The sequence below is a fragment of the Variovorax sp. Varisp36 genome, assembly GCF_047304235.1.
Classification (GTDB): domain Bacteria; phylum Pseudomonadota; class Gammaproteobacteria; order Burkholderiales; family Burkholderiaceae_C; genus Variovorax.
The window spans coordinates 48,866-64,889 of sequence record NZ_JBGLYU010000024.1 but is presented as its reverse complement, the minus strand read 5'-3'; the positions used below and the strand labels follow the sequence as shown (position 1 = coordinate 64,889).

11 protein-coding genes are annotated in these 16,024 nt (G+C 67.9%); 10 read left to right on the top strand and 1 reads right to left on the bottom strand.

What is annotated here, in order from left to right:
* Positions 1 to 3: 3 nt before the first annotated feature.
* Positions 4 to 2,163 (bottom strand): thiamine pyrophosphate-dependent enzyme, encoded by a 2,160-nt coding sequence (locus ACCD11_RS15980; RefSeq protein ID WP_413314619.1) that lies wholly within the window; start codon positions 2,161 to 2,163, stop codon positions 4 to 6.
* A 90-nt stretch (positions 2,164 to 2,253) separates the two neighbouring features.
* Between ACCD11_RS15980 and ACCD11_RS15975 the strand changes: the two genes are divergently transcribed.
* From ACCD11_RS15975 to ACCD11_RS15930, 10 genes are all read left to right on the top strand, one after another.
* The gene (locus tag ACCD11_RS15975) at positions 2,254 to 3,171 is read left to right on the top strand and encodes a LysR family transcriptional regulator (RefSeq protein WP_007830581.1); all 918 of its coding nucleotides are present in this window, start codon (positions 2,254 to 2,256) and stop codon (positions 3,169 to 3,171) included.
* A 64-nt stretch (positions 3,172 to 3,235) separates the two neighbouring features.
* Positions 3,236 to 4,489: an Nramp family divalent metal transporter gene (locus ACCD11_RS15970; RefSeq protein WP_413314618.1), complete on the top strand. Its 1,254-nt coding sequence runs from the start codon at positions 3,236 to 3,238 to the stop codon at positions 4,487 to 4,489.
* Between the two features lie 10 nt (positions 4,490 to 4,499).
* Positions 4,500 to 5,279, top strand: a complete 780-nt coding sequence (locus ACCD11_RS15965) for a sulfite exporter TauE/SafE family protein (protein ID WP_081502620.1) — start codon at positions 4,500 to 4,502, stop codon at positions 5,277 to 5,279.
* Between the two features lie 174 nt (positions 5,280 to 5,453).
* Positions 5,454 to 7,058, top strand: coding sequence for a xanthine dehydrogenase small subunit (xdhA, locus tag ACCD11_RS15960; RefSeq protein ID WP_413314616.1), 1,605 nt, complete (start codon positions 5,454 to 5,456; stop codon positions 7,056 to 7,058).
* A 2-nt stretch (positions 7,059 to 7,060) separates the two neighbouring features.
* The gene (gene xdhB / locus ACCD11_RS15955; protein WP_413314615.1) at positions 7,061 to 9,511 is read left to right on the top strand and encodes a xanthine dehydrogenase molybdopterin binding subunit; all 2,451 of its coding nucleotides are present in this window, start codon (positions 7,061 to 7,063) and stop codon (positions 9,509 to 9,511) included.
* 162 nt (positions 9,512 to 9,673) lie between these two features.
* Positions 9,674 to 10,675, top strand: a complete 1,002-nt coding sequence (locus ACCD11_RS15950; protein ID WP_007838608.1) for a LysR family transcriptional regulator — start codon at positions 9,674 to 9,676, stop codon at positions 10,673 to 10,675.
* A gap of 78 nt (positions 10,676 to 10,753) precedes the next feature.
* Entirely contained in the window at positions 10,754 to 12,154 is a 1,401-nt protein-coding gene (locus ACCD11_RS15945) for an NCS2 family permease (RefSeq protein ID WP_007838606.1), read from the top strand.
* A gap of 111 nt (positions 12,155 to 12,265) precedes the next feature.
* The gene (locus ACCD11_RS15940; protein ID WP_007838605.1) at positions 12,266 to 13,780 is read left to right on the top strand and encodes an ABC transporter ATP-binding protein; all 1,515 of its coding nucleotides are present in this window, start codon (positions 12,266 to 12,268) and stop codon (positions 13,778 to 13,780) included.
* Positions 13,773 to 14,918, top strand: a complete 1,146-nt coding sequence (locus ACCD11_RS15935; RefSeq protein ID WP_413314614.1) for an ABC transporter permease — start codon at positions 13,773 to 13,775, stop codon at positions 14,916 to 14,918. The genes ACCD11_RS15940 and ACCD11_RS15935 overlap by 8 nt, the downstream gene beginning before the upstream one ends.
* A gap of 165 nt (positions 14,919 to 15,083) precedes the next feature.
* A complete protein-coding gene (locus ACCD11_RS15930; RefSeq protein WP_413314613.1) occupies positions 15,084 to 16,004 on the top strand; it encodes an ABC transporter permease in 921 nt (306 codons plus the stop codon).
* Positions 16,005 to 16,024 lie beyond the last annotated feature (20 nt).

The window sequence follows — 16,024 nt, the reverse complement described above, 5'->3', positions numbered from 1 at the left end:
TCCTCATGCCGGTTGAAGCGCGCGAACGACCGCGCCGCGCAACCCGTGCAGCAGGCGTTCATGCCACTTCGGGTTCTGCACCACCTCGGCGCGGTAGAAGCTCGGGCACAGCGTGGCCGCGTGCGCATTCGCGCCGCACAGCCCGCAGCCCACGCAGCCGTCGATCACGGTGGCCACGGGGTCGACCTTGAGCGGATCGGGGTTGTCCTTGAGCGTGAGCGTCGGGCAGCCCGACAGGCGGATGCAGGCGTGGTCGCCGTTGCACACGTCCTCGTCGACGCCGTACTTCACGCGCACCACGCGTTCGCCGCGCTGAAGCAGGCCGGCGAGCCACGGCTTGATGCGGCGCTGGCGCTCGAGCTGGCATTCGCCCTCGGCGATCACCACCTTCAGGCCGTTGAAGTCGCTGGTGAGCGCTTCGGTGAGCGTCTTGCGCATGCGCTCCACGTCGTAGGTGGTGACGGTGCGCATCCATTTCACGCCCAGGCCCTTGAGCGTGTCCTCGATGGTCTGGTTCTTGTCGACCAGGCTCTGCTGCTTGTCGACGGCGCGCTCTTTCGTCTCGTCGTCGGGCGTGGAGATGATGTCCTGCGTGCCGGTGGCCGAGGTGTAGCCGTTCTTGAAGATCAGCAGCACCGCGTCGTCGCCGTTGAACAGCGCGCTCTGCACGCCGGTGAGCAGGCCGTTGTGCCAGAAGCCGCCGTCGCCCATGATCGAGAGCGTGCGGCGGTTCATCATCGGCGCCACGCCCGCACGGCTCGCGAGGCTCATGCCGTAGCCGAGGATCGAGTGGCCCATCGAGAAGGGCTCGAAGGTGCCGAAGGCATGGCAGCCGATGTCGGCCGCGATGTGCACCGGCCCTGTTTCCTGCTGCGCGAGCTTGAGGGCCGAGAACACGGGCCGCTCCGGGCAGCCGATGCAAAAGCTTGGCGGCCGGTTGGGCAGCGGTGTGGCCAGTTGCCGCGCCACCGCTTCGCGGCGTTCGCGATTGCCGGCCAGCCAGGCCTGCGCTGAAGACAAGGCCTCGCTCGCCGCGACGTACTTCGCGGCAAAGGCGCCGATGCCGCCCGACAGCACTTCGACGCCGTACTCGCCCGCCGACGGCAGCATGTCCTTGCCGTGCAGCGGCGTCTGGATGTCGCGCCGGCGCAGCAGCGTGGCGATGTCCTGCTCGATGTACTCGGGCTGGCCTTCCTCCACCACCAGCACCGCGCGCTTGCCCACGCAGAAGTCGGCGACCTGCTCCGGCACCAGCGGATAGGTCACGTTGAGCACGAGGATCGGAATGTCCGTCTCGCCGAAGGCATCGGCCAGTCCCTGCTGCTGCAGGCTGCGGATCAACGCGTTGTAGAGGCCGCCCTGCACCACGATGCCGAGGTCCGCGTGGCGCCCGCCGGGCATCAGCTCGTTGAGGCCGTGCTCGACGATGTAGCGGCGCGCCGCCGGCATGCGTTCGTCGCCCTTGAGCTTCTCGTGGCGGAAGGTGACGGGCGGGTGCGCGAGCCGCATGTAGTCGAAGCCCGCGGGCTCGGTCATCAGCGCGCGGGTCGATACGGCAGGCGCGATGTTGTCCTTGCACTCGAAGCTGCCGCGCACGTGGCAGGTGCGGATGCGCAGCTCCATCAGGCAGGGCATGTTCGAGCTCTCGGACAGGCGAAAGCCTTCTTCCACCATGCGCACCATCACGCCGAGGTCGGGCCGCGGGTCGAGCAGGCACATGCTCGACTTGAGCGCATAGGCATGCGTGCGCTCCTGGATCACGCTGGCGCCTTCGCCGTAGTCCTCGCCCACCACGACAAGTACGCCGCCCGTGACGCCCGGCGAAGAGAGGTTGGAGAGCGCATCGGCCGCCACGTTGGTGCCGACTATCGACTTCCAGGTGACCGCGCCGCGCAGCGGGTAGTGAATGGACGCGCCGAGCATCGCGGCGGCCGAGGCCTCGTTCGAACAGGCCTCCACGTGCACGCCGAGCTCGTCCATGTAGGCCTTGCCCTGGACCATGACGTCGAGCAGGTGCGACACCGGCGCCCCCTGGTAGCCGCCGACGTAGGCCACGCCCGACTGCAGCAGGCCCTTGGTGATCGCGAGGATGCCCTCGCCGTGGAAGGTGTCGCCTGCGCCGAGGCGCAGCATTTCCACTTCCTTGCTGAATGAAACTTCCATCGTGTCTCGCCGTGTTCTGGTCTTGAGGGGGAACGCGGCAGTGTGGTGGGTGCGGCGCCATACTTCAATAAAATAATCCAGCTATCCAATATGAATTCAGTGCATATCGATGAGGTGGACCTCAACCTGCTGCGGCTCTTCGATGCGGTCTACCGGACCCGCAACGTGAGCCGCGCGGCCGAGGCCCTGGGCCTGACGCAGCCGGCCGCCAGCCACGGCCTGACCCGGCTGCGCCTGCTGCTGGGCGACGCACTCTTCACACGTACCCCCGGCGGCGTGGCGCCGACGCCGCGCGCCGAGCGGCTGGCGGTGTCGGTGCAGTCGGCGCTGGCCACCCTGCAGCAGGCGCTGAGCGAGCCCGAGCGCTTCGACCCGGCGGCCTCCCGCAAGCTGTTCCGAATCCACATGAGCGACATCGGCGAGGGGCGCTTCCTGCCGCCGCTGATGGCGCGGCTGCGCGAGCTGGCGCCGGGCCTGCGGGTCGAGACCATGCCGCTGGCGGCGGGCGAGATCACCACTGCGCTGGACAGCGGCAAGGTCGACTTCGCCTTCGGTTTTTTGCCCCGCGTGAAGGACACGCAGCGCACGCAGCTGCTGAAGGACCGCTACATCGTGCTGTTGCGCAAGGACCATCCCTTCCTGAAGCGCCGGCGCAGCGGCCAGGCATTGCTCGATGCGCTGCAGGAGCTCGACTACGTGGCCGTGCGCACACACGCCGACACCCTGCGCATCCTGCAACTGCTGAACCTCGAGGACCGGGTGCGGCTGACGACCGAGCACTTCATGGTGCTGCCGGCCATCGTGCGCGCGACCGACCTGGCGGTGGTGATGCCGCGCAACATCGCGCGCGGCTTTGCCGGGGAGGGCGGCCATGCCATCGTCGAGCCGCCGTTTCCGCTGCGCGACTTCACGGTGTCGCTGCACTGGAGCAAGCGCTTCGAGGCCGACCCGGGCAACCGCTGGCTGCGGCAGGTCATTACGGCGCTGTTCTCGGAGAAGGCGTCATGAGAAGCCATGAGCCTGCGCGCGGTTCATGTACTGGTCAGGCTCGGCATGCCACCATCGGGCGAACATGAAAAAACGCATTCCCTCCTTCCTGCGCCACGTCGGACCGGGCGTCGTCACCGGCGCGGCCGACGACGATCCGTCGGGCATCGCGACCTACACCCAGGCCGGCGCGCAGTTCGGCACCGGGCTGCTGTGGACGGTGTTCCTGTCGCTGCCGTTCATGGTGGCGATCCAGCTGGTGTCGGCGCGCATCGGGCGCGTGACCGGCAAGGGCGTGGCGGCCAACCTGCGCGAGCACATGCCGCGCAGCTTCCTGGTCGCGCTGGTTTTTCTGCTGGTGGTGGCGAACACCATCAACATCGCGGCTGACATTGCGGCGATGGGGGAGGCGCTGCAGTTGGTGGTGGGTGGCGGGGCGCATTTCCATGCGCTGGCCTTCGGCGTGGTGACGGTGCTGCTGCAGGTATTCGTGCCCTACCGCAAGCTGGCCCATATCCTCAAGTGGCTGACGCTCACGCTGTTCGCCTACGTTGCTGCGGTGCTCGCGGTGCAGGTGGAATGGGGGCGGGTGCTGCACGACCTCGTGGTGCCCAGGCTGCAATGGAGCGGCGACTACTGGATGATGATCGTGGCGCTCCTGGGCACCACGATCTCGCCCTACCTGTTCTTCTGGCAGGCGTCGCAGGAAGTCGAGGAGCTCCGGCTCAAGGGCGGGCGGCGCGGGACGGACGAGCAGGTGCAGCACGACCTGCGGCGCGTGCGCCTGGACACCTGGGTGGGCATGACCTTCTCCAACCTCATCGCTTTCTTCGTGATGGTGGTGGGCGCATCGGTGCTGTACACGGCCGGGGTGCACGACGTGACCTCCGCGGCGCAGGCGGCCGAGGCGCTGCGCCCGCTGGCCGGCGATTTCGCCTTCTGGCTGTTTGCCGGCGGCATCATCGCCACCGGCCTGCTGGCCGTGCCCGTGCTCGCGTCTTCCGCGGCTTATGCGGTGGCCGAGGCCTTCGGCTGGGAAGAAGGACTGGAGCGGCACTGGCGGGAGGCCAAGGAGTTCTACGGGATCATCGCCGTGGCCACGCTGGTCGGCACGGCGCTGGACTTCACGCCCATCGACCCCATGAAGGCGCTTTATTGGAGCGCGGTCATCAACGGGGTGGTCGCGGTTCCGATCATGGCGGCCATGATGGTTCTCGTGACGCGGGAGAAGGTGATGGGCGTGTTCACCTCCGGGCGCCGGACCCGGTGGCTCGGCTGGGGCGGCACCGCCCTGATGGGATTCGCGGCCCTGATGATGGGCTGGGACATGGTGCGCTGAGACCGGACCCGTGCAAGCGATTCTTTCCGAGGCCGGCCCGGTGCTGGTCTTCATGGCCTGCGTCGCGCTCGCCACCTATGCGCAGAACCTCACGGGCTTCGCATTCAGCCTGATCCTGCTCGGGCTGGTGTCGGTGTTCCACGTCGCCAGCGTGAGCGACACGGCCAACGCCGCCACGGTGCTGAGCCTGATCAACGCATGGACGTACTTCCGCGCGCGGCCCGGCGTGGTGCCCTGGCAGCTCATGAAGCCGGCGCTCAATGGCAGTACGGTCGGCGTGATTGTCGGGCTCGTGCTGCTGAACTGGCTCAGCGGCGACGCGGTCGACTGGCTGCGCGGGCTGCTGGGCGTGTCGATCCTGGGCTGCGCGGTGCTGCTGGTGCTGCAGGCCAGACCGCTGCCGGCGGTGTCGGGCCGCGCGAGCTTCGCCGTCGTCGGCGGGTTGTCGGGCGTCCTGGGCGGGCTGTTCTCGAGCTCGGGGCCGCCGATCGTCTTCCACATGTACCGCCAGCCGCTGGACCGCGAGCTGGTGCGCCGCGCGCTGCTGCTGATGTTCGCGTTCAACTCGCTGGTGCGGCTCGTCATCGTGGTGCCGACGGGGCATTTCTCGTGGCGCGCGGCGCTGCTGGCCGGCTGCGCGATGCCGGTCGTCTACGGCGCGACGCGGCTGCACCACCGGCTGCCGAACAGGCTGCAGCCGCGCACGCTCAAATGGCTGGTCGGCGGCCTGCTCGCGGCGGCGGGTTGCACGCTGGTCGCCACGGCGTGGGTGGCCATCGCGCACAGCTGACGGCCGACGGGGCCTTCGCGTGGCCCGGGAATTGCAGCATGCGCGCAAGGGTTTCCCCGTACGTGGCATACCGACCCCCACATACGCGTTATGGGCGCCCCCGTATGCAAGACCCCGGACAAGCCGCTAACGTCCATGACTGACCCACGACGGGTCTCCCACGAGCCCAAAAGCATGAGCACCGACAGCAGCACCAGCAGCCAGATTCAACCGATCCGCTTCTTCCATCGCGGAAGGATCGTCGACGTCACCGGCGTCCACCCGACCCGCTCCGTGCTCGACTGGCTGCGCGAGGACGCCCGCTGCACCGGCACCAAGGAAGGTTGCAACGAGGGCGACTGCGGCGCCTGCACCGTCGTCATCGGCGAACTCGCCACCGACCCCGATGCCGAAGGCACCATCGACGGGCTGAACCTGCAGACCGTGAATGCCTGCATCCAGTTTCTTCCCACGCTGCATGGCAAGGCGCTGTTCACGGTCGAGGACCTGAAGAGCCAATGCAAGACCCGGGAGGCCGCTGAAAAGAAGCAGCATGCCGTGCACACGCTGCACCCTGTCCAGCAGGCGCTGGTCGACTGCCACGGCTCCCAGTGCGGTTTCTGCACGCCCGGCTTCGTGATGTCGCTGTGGTCCACCTACGAGCACCACCAGGCCGAAGGCACGCAACCCACCCGCCAGCAGCTGGCCGACGAACTCTCGGGCAACCTGTGCCGCTGCACCGGCTACCGCCCGATCCTCGATGCCGGGCAGCGCATGTTCGACCTGCCGGCCGTGCGGCTCGACACGAAACCGGTGGTCGCGGCCCTCACCGCGCTGCAGAACGACGGCCTTGACTATGCCGCCCCGCTCGGCGCCCGCGTCGACCACTTCCATGCGCCGAAGACCCTGGCCCAGCTCGCCGCGCTGCGCGAGCAGAAGCCACGCGCCCAACTGCTGGCCGGTTCGACCGACGTCGGCCTCTGGGTCAACAAGCAGTTCCGCGACCTGGGCGACATCATCTACGTGGGCGACGTGGCCGAAATGAAGACCATCGAAGACCGCAAGGACGAGCTCTACATCGGCGCCGGCGCCTCGCTCGAATCCGCCTTTGCCGCGCTGGTCCAGCGCGTGCCGAGCCTCTCCGACGTATGGCTGCGCTTCGCCTCGCCGCCGATCCGCCATGCCGGCACCATGGGCGGCAACGTCGCCAACGGCTCGCCCATCGGCGATTCGCCGCCGGTGCTGATGTCGCTTGATGCACAGATCGAGTTGCGCCGTGGCGATGCGGTGCGCCGCATGCCGCTGTCCGAGTTCTATCTCGACTACATGAAGAACCAGCTGCAGCCGGGCGAGTTCGTCCAGGGGCTGGCCGTTCCGCACGCTGCGCTGCGCCGCCAGGTGCGCGCCTACAAGATCAGCAAGCGCTTCGATTGCGACATCTCGGCGCTGTGCGCGGGCTTCGCCATCGAACTCGAAGCCGGCAGCGACACGGTCAAGGCCGCGCGCCTGGCCTTCGGCGGCATGGCCGCCATCGTCAAGCGCGCCGCGAACGCGGAGGCGGCGCTGGTCGGCAAGCCATGGACGCAGGCCAGCGTTGCCACCGCCAAGCTCGCGCTGGCACAGGACTTCAAGCCGCTGTCGGATATGCGCGCTTCGGCCGACTATCGGCTGCAGGTGGCGCAGAACCTGATCCAGCGGCTCTGGCTCGAGACCCGCGCCGAAGACGCCCTGTCGCTGGAAGAAACCAGCGTATGGAGCGTGATGCCCCATGCCACCAAGGCCGCCGCCGAAGGAGTCTGACCATGAACAAGCCCATCGACGCCCGCCTGCTGCAGCCCGCCGAGGCCTTTGCCGATTACCTGGCCAACACCGCCGCGCGCATCGACGTCGGTGCCGAAGCGCTCGCGCACGATCTTGGCGCGCGTGTCGGCATCAGCCGGCCGCACGAGTCGGCCCACCTGCACGTGGCCGGCGAAGCGACCTACATCGACGACATTCCCGAACTCGCCGGCACACTGCACTGCGCGCTGGGCCTGTCGCCGGCCGCCAACGGCCGCGTCACGGCGCTGTCGCTCGACGCGATCCGTGCGATGCCCGGCGTGGTCGCGGTGCTCACGGCCGACGACATTCCCGGCAGCAACGACTGCGGTTCGATCATTCACGACGACCCGATCCTGCTGCCCGTGAACCACGGCGGCGAGATCCGCTACCTCGGACAACCCGTATTCGCCGTGATCGCCGAGACGCGCGATGCAGCGCGCCGCGCCGCCGCGAAAGCCAAGGACGCGCTGACCATCGACGCGCAGCCGCCGGTGATCACACCGCAGGACGCCCATGCGCGCGGCCAGTACGTGGTGCCGCCGATGCACATCGTGCGCAGCGGAGGCAGCGCCAACGAGGGCGACGAAGCCGCAGTGCGCGCCGCCATCGCCAAGGCGCCGCATCGCCACAAAGCCACGCTCGACGTGGGCGGGCAGGAGCAGTTCTACCTGGAAGGCCAGATCAGCTATGCCATTCCGAAGGAAGGCGGCGCGCTGCACATCCACTGCTCGACGCAGCACCCGAGCGAAATGCAGCACCTGGTGGCGCATGCGCTGCACCTGCAGTCGAACGAAGTGCATGTCGAATGCCGGCGCATGGGCGGCGGCTTCGGCGGCAAGGAGTCTCAGTCGGCGCTGTTCGCCTGCGTGGCGGCCATCGCGGCGCGCCAGTTGCAGCGCCCGGTCAAGCTGCGGCTCGATCGCGACGACGACTTCATGATCACCGGCCGGCGCCACTGCTTCTGGTACGAGTACGAGGTGGGCTACGACGACGAGGGCCGCATCCTCGGCGCCGAGATCACCATGGTCTCGCGCGCCGGCCACTCGGCCGACCTGTCGGGTCCGGTGATGACGCGCGCGCTGTGCCACTTCGACAACGCCTATTGGCTGCCCAACGTGGCCATGCACGGCTTCTCGGGCAAGACCAACACGCAGAGCAACACGGCGTTCCGCGGCTTCGGCGGTCCGCAGGGCGCCATCGCCATCGAGAACATCATGGACTCGGTGGCGCGCGAACTGAAGTGCGACCCGCTCGACGTGCGGCGCGTCAACTTCTACGGCAAGACCGACAACAACGTCACGCCGTACCGCCAGACCGTGACCGACAACATCGTCCATGAACTCGTGGCCGAGCTGGAAGCCAGCAGCGGCTACCGCGCGCGGCGCGAAGACATCGCGGCCTTCAACAAGACGAGCGTGGTGCTCAAGCGCGGCCTCGCGCTGGCGCCGCTGAAGTTCGGCATCTCGTTCAACGTGAAGCACTTCAACCAGGCCGGCGCGCTGGTGCACGTGTACACCGACGGCTCGATCCTCGTGAATCACGGCGGCACCGAGATGGGGCAGGGCCTGAACACCAAGGTGGCGCAGGTGGTGGCGCACGAGCTGGGCGTGAGCTTCGAGCGCGTGCGGGTCACCGCCACCGACACCACCAAGGTGGCGAACACCTCGGCCACGGCAGCATCGACCGGCGCCGACCTGAACGGCAAGGCCGCGCAGGACGCGGCGCGCCAGATCCGCGAGCGCCTTGCCGAATGCGCGGCCGAGCGCCACGGCGGCAAGGCCGGCGAGGTGCGCTTTGCGAACGACAAGGTCGAGGTCAATGGCCGCTCGCTGGCCTTCAGCACCGTGGTGGGCGAGGCGTACCTCGACCGCAAGCAGCTGTGGTCCGATGGTTTCTACGCCACGCCCGGCCTGAGCTGGGACAAGGACAGGATGCAGGGCCGCCCGTTCTACTACTACGCCTACGGTGCCGCCGTGAGCGAGGTGATCGTCGACACGCTCACCGGCGAGTGGAAGTTATTGCGCGCCGACATCCTGCACGACGCGGGCAAGTCGCTGAACCCGGCGGTGGACATCGGCCAGGTCGAGGGCGCCTTCATCCAGGGCATGGGCTGGCTCACCACCGAGGAGCTGGTGTGGCACCCGCAAAGCGGCATGCTCACCACGCACGCGCCCAGCACCTACAAGATTCCGACGGCCAACGACTGCCCGCCGGTGTTCAACGTGCGCCTGTTCGAAGGCCAGAACTTCGAGGACTCGATCCACCGCAGCAAGGCTGTGGGCGAGCCGCCGCTCTTGCTGCCGTTCTCGGTGTTCTTCGCGATCCGCGATGCGGTGTCTGCCGCGGGCGGCCACCGCATCGATCCGCCGCTGAAGGCGCCGGCCACGAGCGAGTCGATCCTTCGTGCCATTACCGCTGTCCAGTCCGCATAGTGACTCGTAGACTTTGGCGCATGTCCAAAGTTCTCCCAATGCCCTACCTCCTGATCCCCTTCGCGAAACACCGCGGAACCGGCTTTGCCGGGCCGCTGGTGTTGCCCCCGGCAGGGGGTTGGCGAAGCGACACGAAGTGCGCGAAGACTGGGGGGACGTCACATGCGTGACCAGGCACTTTTCGACAAGATCGATCTCCACCTGATCCGGGTGCTTCACACCGTGCTGACCGACCGCAGCGTCTCGCGCGCCGCCATCCGGCTGGGCATGTACCAGCCGGCCGTGTCGGCCGCGCTGAAGCGCCTGCGCGAGCTGTCGGGCGACCCGCTGCTGGTGCGCTCGGGCTCGGGCATGGTGCCGACCGATGCGGGGCTGCGCATGATCGAGCCGGCCGCCAGCATCCTGCGTGCGGCCGAGATGCTGTTCTCCGACGCGCGCGGCTTCGAGCCGCAGTCGGCGGCCACCACTTTCCGCATCGCGGCCAGCGACTACATGGACCCGCTGTTCCTGCCGATGCTGGTGGCGCACGTGAAGCGCGAGGCACCGCTGTGCCAGATCGAGATCCACGCGCTCACACCCGACTCGGACTACCACGGCCACCTCGCGCTCGGCCAGGTCGACCTCGTCATCGGCAACTGGCTCAAGCCGCCGGAAGACCTGCACATGGCGCGGCTCTTCGGCGACGAGGTGGTGTCCCTGGTCAACAAGGACCATCCGGCGGTGCGCCGCGGCTGGGACCTGGAGACCTGGCTCGCGGCCGAGCACATCGCGCCCACGCCCATGCATCCGGGCGGGCGCGGCATCATCGACCAGATGCTCGACGAGTTGGGGCGGCAGCGCAACATCACGGCGCGCTGCGCGCACTTCAGCCTCATCCCGGACATGGTGGCCTCGAGCCTGCTGGTGTTGACCACCGGGCGCCAGTACTGCGAGCGATTCGCGTCGCGGCTGCCGCTGAAGATTCTCGATTGCCCCGTGGCGCTGCCGCGCCTCATGTACTACCAGCTCTGGCACGAACGCACCCATTCGTCGAGCTCGGCGCGCTGGCTGCGCGAATGCATCAAGGACGTGGCGGCGTCGCTGCGTCCAACGGTTTCCGCCCTGTCCGGTGTATCCGGCGCCGCAACGCGCCTGCCCGCCGCGCCTGAAACCTTCGATCCCTGAGAGATCCCCGTTCGCGCCGGCGTCGTGAGCGGGGCAACGATGAAGCAACCGCCACTACAACAGCTGGAGACAAGCGAAATGAGTACGTTCGAACAGGCGCCGCAGGGCGCCGATCCCCGCACGCCGGGACATGTCGAGTCCGCGCGTGCGCGTGCGGCCGTGAGCGGTGCAAGCGGCCCGGGCCTGCTTGAACGCGTGTTCAAGCTCAGCGCGCACAACACCACGGTGCGCACCGAAGTCATCGCGGGGCTCACCACCTTCCTGACGATGGCCTACATCATCTTCGTGAACCCCTCGATCCTGGGCGACGCGGGCATGCCGAAGGGCTCGGTCTTCGTGGCCACCTGCCTCATTGCGGCGCTGGGCACGCTGATCATGGGCCTGTACGCCAACTACCCGATCGCCATGGCGCCGGGCATGGGGCTGAACGCCTACTTCGCCTACGTGGTGGTGCTCGGCATGGGCTACACGTGGCAGGTTGCGCTGGGCGCGGTGTTCATCTCGGGCTGCCTGTTCCTGATCGTCACGGTCACGGGGTTGCGGGAGCTGTTCATACAGGGCATACCGCAGTCGCTGCGAACGGCGATCACGGTGGGCATCGGCATGTTCCTGGCGCTCATCGCATTGAAGAGCGCTGGCGTCGTCGCGGCTTCGCCGGCCACCTTCGTCACGCTGGGCGACCTGCACTCGGCGCCGGTGATCCTGGCCACGCTGGGCTTCCTCATCATCGTGGCGCTCGACAAGCTCAAGGTGCGCGGCGCGATCCTGATCGGGATCGTCACGGTGACGGTGCTCTCGTTCTTCTTCGGCGGCAACAAGTTCCACGGCGTGTTCGACGCGCCGCCGTCCATCGCGCCCACCTTCATGCAGCTGGACATCCTGGGTGCGCTCAAGGGCGGCATCCTGAACGTGGTGCTGGTGTTCTTCCTGGTCGAGATGTTCGACGCCACCGGCACGCTGATGGGCGTGGCCAAGCGCGCCGGCCTCTTGGTGCCGGGCAAGATGGAGCGCATGAACAAGGCGCTGCTGGCCGACAGCGGCGCGATCTTCGCGGGCTCGCTGCTCGGTACCTCGAGCACCACGGCCTATGTGGAAAGCGCGGCGGGCGTGCAGGCGGGCGGACGCACCGGCCTCACGGCCGTGGTGGTGGCGCTGCTGTTCCTGGCCTGCCTGATGATCTCGCCGCTCGCGGGATCTGTGCCGGCCTACGCCACCGCGCCGGCGCTGCTCTTCGTGGGCTGCCTGATGCTGCGCGACCTGGTCGAGCTCGACTGGGAAGACACGACCGAGGTGATCCCGGCCGCCGTCACCGCGCTCACGATGCCCTTCACCTACTCCATCGCCAACGGCCTGGCCTTCGGCTTCATCACATACGCCGTGCTGAAGCTCTGCACCGGCCGGGCACGGGAAGTGCATGCGATGGTCTGGGTCATCGCCGCCGTGTTCCTGTTCAAGTTCGCCTATATCGGCGGACACTGACTTGAACTGAGCAAAGCGCCGTCGGGCGCCGATGGTCGCGGGGACGTTATTAAACTGATAGCTGTTTCCGCTTTGTTGCTGTTGACGAGACAAAAATCCACGAAACCCGGCATGACAACCCCAAGACTCCAACTGGCGAACATCACCAAACGATATCCCGCGGTGGTCGCCAACAGCGACATTTCCCTGGCCGTGCAGCCCGGCGAGATCCACGCCGTGCTCGGCGAGAACGGCGCCGGCAAATCGACCCTGATGAAGATCATCTACGGCTCGGTCAAGCCCGACGAAGGAACCGTCATGTTCGACGGCCAGGCCGTGAACCTGCGCAACCCGCAACAGGCGAGGGCGCTGGGCATCAGCATGGTGTTCCAGCACTTCAGCCTGTTCGATACGCTCACGGTGGCCGAGAACGTCTGGCTGGGACTCGACAAGTCGCTGCAACTGGCCGAGGTGGCGCGCAGCATCACGGCCAAGGCGGGCGAATACGGGCTCGACATCGACCCGGCGCGGCCGGTGCACACGCTGTCGGTGGGCGAGATGCAGCGGGTCGAAATCATCCGCGCGCTGCTCACCAACCCCAAGCTGCTGATCCTCGACGAGCCGACCTCGGTGCTGACGCCGCAGGCGGTGGTCAAGCTCTTCCACGTGCTGAACAAGCTGGCCTCCGAGGGCTGCAGCATTCTCTACATCAGCCACAAGCTGCACGAGATCCAGGAGCTGTGCAGCGCCTGCACCGTGCTGCGCGGCGGCAAGGTCACGGGTGTGTGCAATCCGCAGAACGAAAGCACCCAGTCGCTGTCGCGGCTGATGATCGGCAGCGAGCCGCCGCCGCTGCAGCACCGGCCGGTGCATGCGGGCGCGGTGGCGCTGCGCGTGCAGGGGCTGACGCTGGCGCGCGAAGACCAGTTCGGCATGGACCTCGAGGGCATTTCGTTCGAGGTTCGCGCGGGTGAAGTGGTCGGCATCGCCGGTGTCTCCGGCAACGGCCAGAAGGAGCTGCTCTACACGCTGTCGGGCGAGGACGTGCGCGCCGAGGCGCCGATGGTCCGGGTGTTCGACCAGCCCGCCGGCCGGCTGCGCCCGCGCGCGCGGCGCGCGCTCGGCCTGCACTTCGTGCCCGAGGAACGGCTGGGCCGCGGGGCGGTGCCCACGCTGGGGCTCGCGCACAACCTGCTGCTCACGCGCGGCGATGCGGTGGGCCGGGGCGGATGGATCCGCACCGGCGCGCTCGAGCGGCAGGCGAAAGCCATCATCGAGCGCTTCAAGGTCAAGGCAGGAGGCCCTCGCGCGGCGGCGCGGTCGCTGTCGGGCGGCAACCTGCAGAAATTCATCGTCGGGCGCGAGATCGACGCCAACCCGAAGCTCTTCATCGTCTCGCAGCCGACCTGGGGCGTGGACGTGGGCGCGGCCGCGCTGATCCATGCCGAGATCCTCGCGCTGCGCGATGCCGGCTGTGCGGTGCTGGTGATCAGCGAGGAGCTCGACGAGCTGTTCAACATCTGCGACCGGCTGCACGTGATCGCCAAGGGCCGGCTGTCGCCCTCCATCGACCGCGCGGCCGCGACGCTGCCGCAGATCGGCGAATGGATGAGCGGCCTGTGGAAGAAGGAGGCGGCCCATGTTTAAGCTCGAACCCCGTCCGGAGCTTTCGCGCTTCTGGAGCTATGCCTCGCCGATATTGGCGCTGGCGATCACCGTGCTGATCGGCGTGGCGCTGTTCGCGGCGCTCGGCAAGGACCCGGTCAAGGGCCTGCTGGTGTTCTTCTACGAACCCATCAAGAGCGGCTATGCCATCGGCGAGCTGATGGTCAAGGCCACGCCGCTGCTGATCATTGCGCTGGGGCTGGCCGTGTGCTTCCGTTCGAACGTGTGGAACATCGGCGCCGAAGGGCAGTTCGTGTTCGGCGCCATTGCGGCCGGTGGCGTGGCGCTGCTGGCCGACAAGAGCACGGGGCAGTGGATCGTGGCCGCCATCCTGGTCGCGGGCGTCCTCGGCGGCATGGTGTGGGCGGGCATCGTCGCGTTCCTGCGCGACAAGTGCAACGCCAACGAGATCCTGGTGAGCCTGATGCTGGTCTACGTGGCGACGCTGCTGCTGGGCTACATGGTCTACGGGCCGTGGAAGGATCCGAACGGCTACAACTTCCCGCAGACCAAGACCTTCGAAGCGGTCACGCAGATCCCGCGCCTGTTCAAGGGCTCGCGCGTGAGCATCGGGCTGGTCATCGCGCTGGTGGGCGCGGGGGCGCTGTGGGTGTTCCTGTTCCGCACGCGCGCGGGCTTTGCGCAGCAGGTCGGCGGGCTGGCGCCGGCGGCCTCGCGCTACGCGGGCTTCTCGGCGCGGCGCGCGGTGTGGATCGCGCTGCTGACCTCGGGCGGCGCGGCCGGCCTCGCTGGTGCGCTCGAAGTGGCGGGGCCGCTCGGCCAGCTCACGCCCTATGTGCCGGCGGGCTATGGCTTCGCGGCGATCATCGTGGCCTTCGTCGGGCGGCTGCATCCGGTGGGCATGATCTTCTCGGCCCTCCTGATGAGCATGTTCTACATCGGCGGCGAACTGGCGCAGTCGCGGCTCGGCTTGCCCAAGTCGTTGACTGGCGTGTTCCAGGGGCTCTTGCTCTTCACGCTGCTGGCCTGCGACACGCTCATTGCCTATCGCATTCGCCGCAAGGCGGCTGTCAAGGCTGCGGGCTTGACGACGAGTTCGCTGCAGGCGAGCACACCGCTCACTGCGCCTGTCGCGCGACCGAACGAAGGAGCACTTTGAATGAAGGCCTTCGCTTCGATTCGAGTGCCGCGTGTGTCGTGGGGCGCTCACGCCGGCGGGGGACATTCGCGCAGGGGAATACCCGGTGTCCTGTGCACGCGCCCTGAGCGACAGCGCCCCGAACATCAGCCCTCGAACACAAGCAACCCGCGCCGGAGCAATTGAATGGACAGTTACGCACTCCTCCTGGGCTCCACCCTGAGCGCCGGAACGGTCCTCGCCATCGCGGCGCTGGGCCTGTTGATCAACGAGAAGGCCGGCGTCGTCAACCTCGGCGCCGAGGGCCTGATGCTCTGCGCCGCCATCGCAGGCTTCGCGACGGTGGTCACCACGCACAACCCCTGGCTCGGCTTCCTCGCCGGCATGGCGGCCGGGGCGTTGCTCTCGGCCTTCTTCGGCGTGCTGGTGATCTGGCTCAACACCAACCAGTACGCGACCGGCCTCGCGCTCAGCCTGTTCGGCGTTGGCTTCTCGGCCTTTGCCGGCATCAACTTCGTGCAGGCCAAGCTGCCCGCGAGCGTGAGCTACGCCATCCCCGTGCTGGGCGACATCCCGCTCGTCGGCCCGGCGCTGTTCCGCCACCACCCGATGGTGTACTTCGCGGTGGTGCTGACCGTCGCGCTGATCTGGTTTCTCTACCGCACGCGTGCCGGCCTGGTGCTGCGCTCGGTCGGCGAGTCGCCCGAGTCGGCGCATGCGCTGGGCTACCCGGTGCGGCGCATCCGCTTCATGGCGGTGATCGCGGGCGGCGCGTTGTGCGGGCTGGCGGGCGCGTATCTGTCGACCGTGTACACGCCGCTATGGGTCGAGGGCATGGTGGCAGGGCGCGGCTGGATCGCGCTGGCGCTCACCACCTTCGCCACCTGGCGGCCGGTGCGCGTGCTGCTGGGCGCCTACCTGTTCGGCGGCGTGTCGATGCTGGGCTTTCACCTGCAGAGCAGCGGCGTCGACGTGCCGGCGCAGTTCCTCAGCATGCTGCAGTACATCGCGCCCATCGTGGTGCTGGCGCTGATCTCGCGCAACCCGGCATTCATCCGCGCCAACATGCCGGCCTCCATCGGGAAACCGTTCTACCCCGGCTCATAATCGTGTTTCGTTTTTCCGCC

What these genes read in the sequence shown, in the direction of transcription:
- ACCD11_RS15975 (WP_007830581.1), top strand. Translation starts at nt 2,254, where the DNA reads ATGAATTCAGTGCATATCGATGAGGTGGACCTCAACCTGCTGCGGCTC.
- ACCD11_RS15945 (WP_007838606.1), top strand. Translation starts at nt 10,754, where the DNA reads ATGAGTACGTTCGAACAGGCGCCGCAGGGCGCCGATCCCCGCACGCCG.
- ACCD11_RS15980 (WP_413314619.1), bottom strand. Translation starts at nt 2,163, where the DNA reads ATGGAAGTTTCATTCAGCAAGGAAGTGGAAATGCTGCGCCTCGGCGCA.
- ACCD11_RS15930 (WP_413314613.1), top strand. Translation starts at nt 15,084, where the DNA reads ATGGACAGTTACGCACTCCTCCTGGGCTCCACCCTGAGCGCCGGAACG.
- ACCD11_RS15940 (WP_007838605.1), top strand. Translation starts at nt 12,266, where the DNA reads ATGACAACCCCAAGACTCCAACTGGCGAACATCACCAAACGATATCCC.
- xdhA (WP_413314616.1), top strand. Translation starts at nt 5,454, where the DNA reads ATGAGCACCGACAGCAGCACCAGCAGCCAGATTCAACCGATCCGCTTC.
- ACCD11_RS15950 (WP_007838608.1), top strand. Translation starts at nt 9,674, where the DNA reads ATGCGTGACCAGGCACTTTTCGACAAGATCGATCTCCACCTGATCCGG.
- ACCD11_RS15935 (WP_413314614.1), top strand. Translation starts at nt 13,773, where the DNA reads ATGTTTAAGCTCGAACCCCGTCCGGAGCTTTCGCGCTTCTGGAGCTAT.
- ACCD11_RS15970 (WP_413314618.1), top strand. Translation starts at nt 3,236, where the DNA reads ATGAAAAAACGCATTCCCTCCTTCCTGCGCCACGTCGGACCGGGCGTC.
- xdhB (WP_413314615.1), top strand. Translation starts at nt 7,061, where the DNA reads ATGAACAAGCCCATCGACGCCCGCCTGCTGCAGCCCGCCGAGGCCTTT.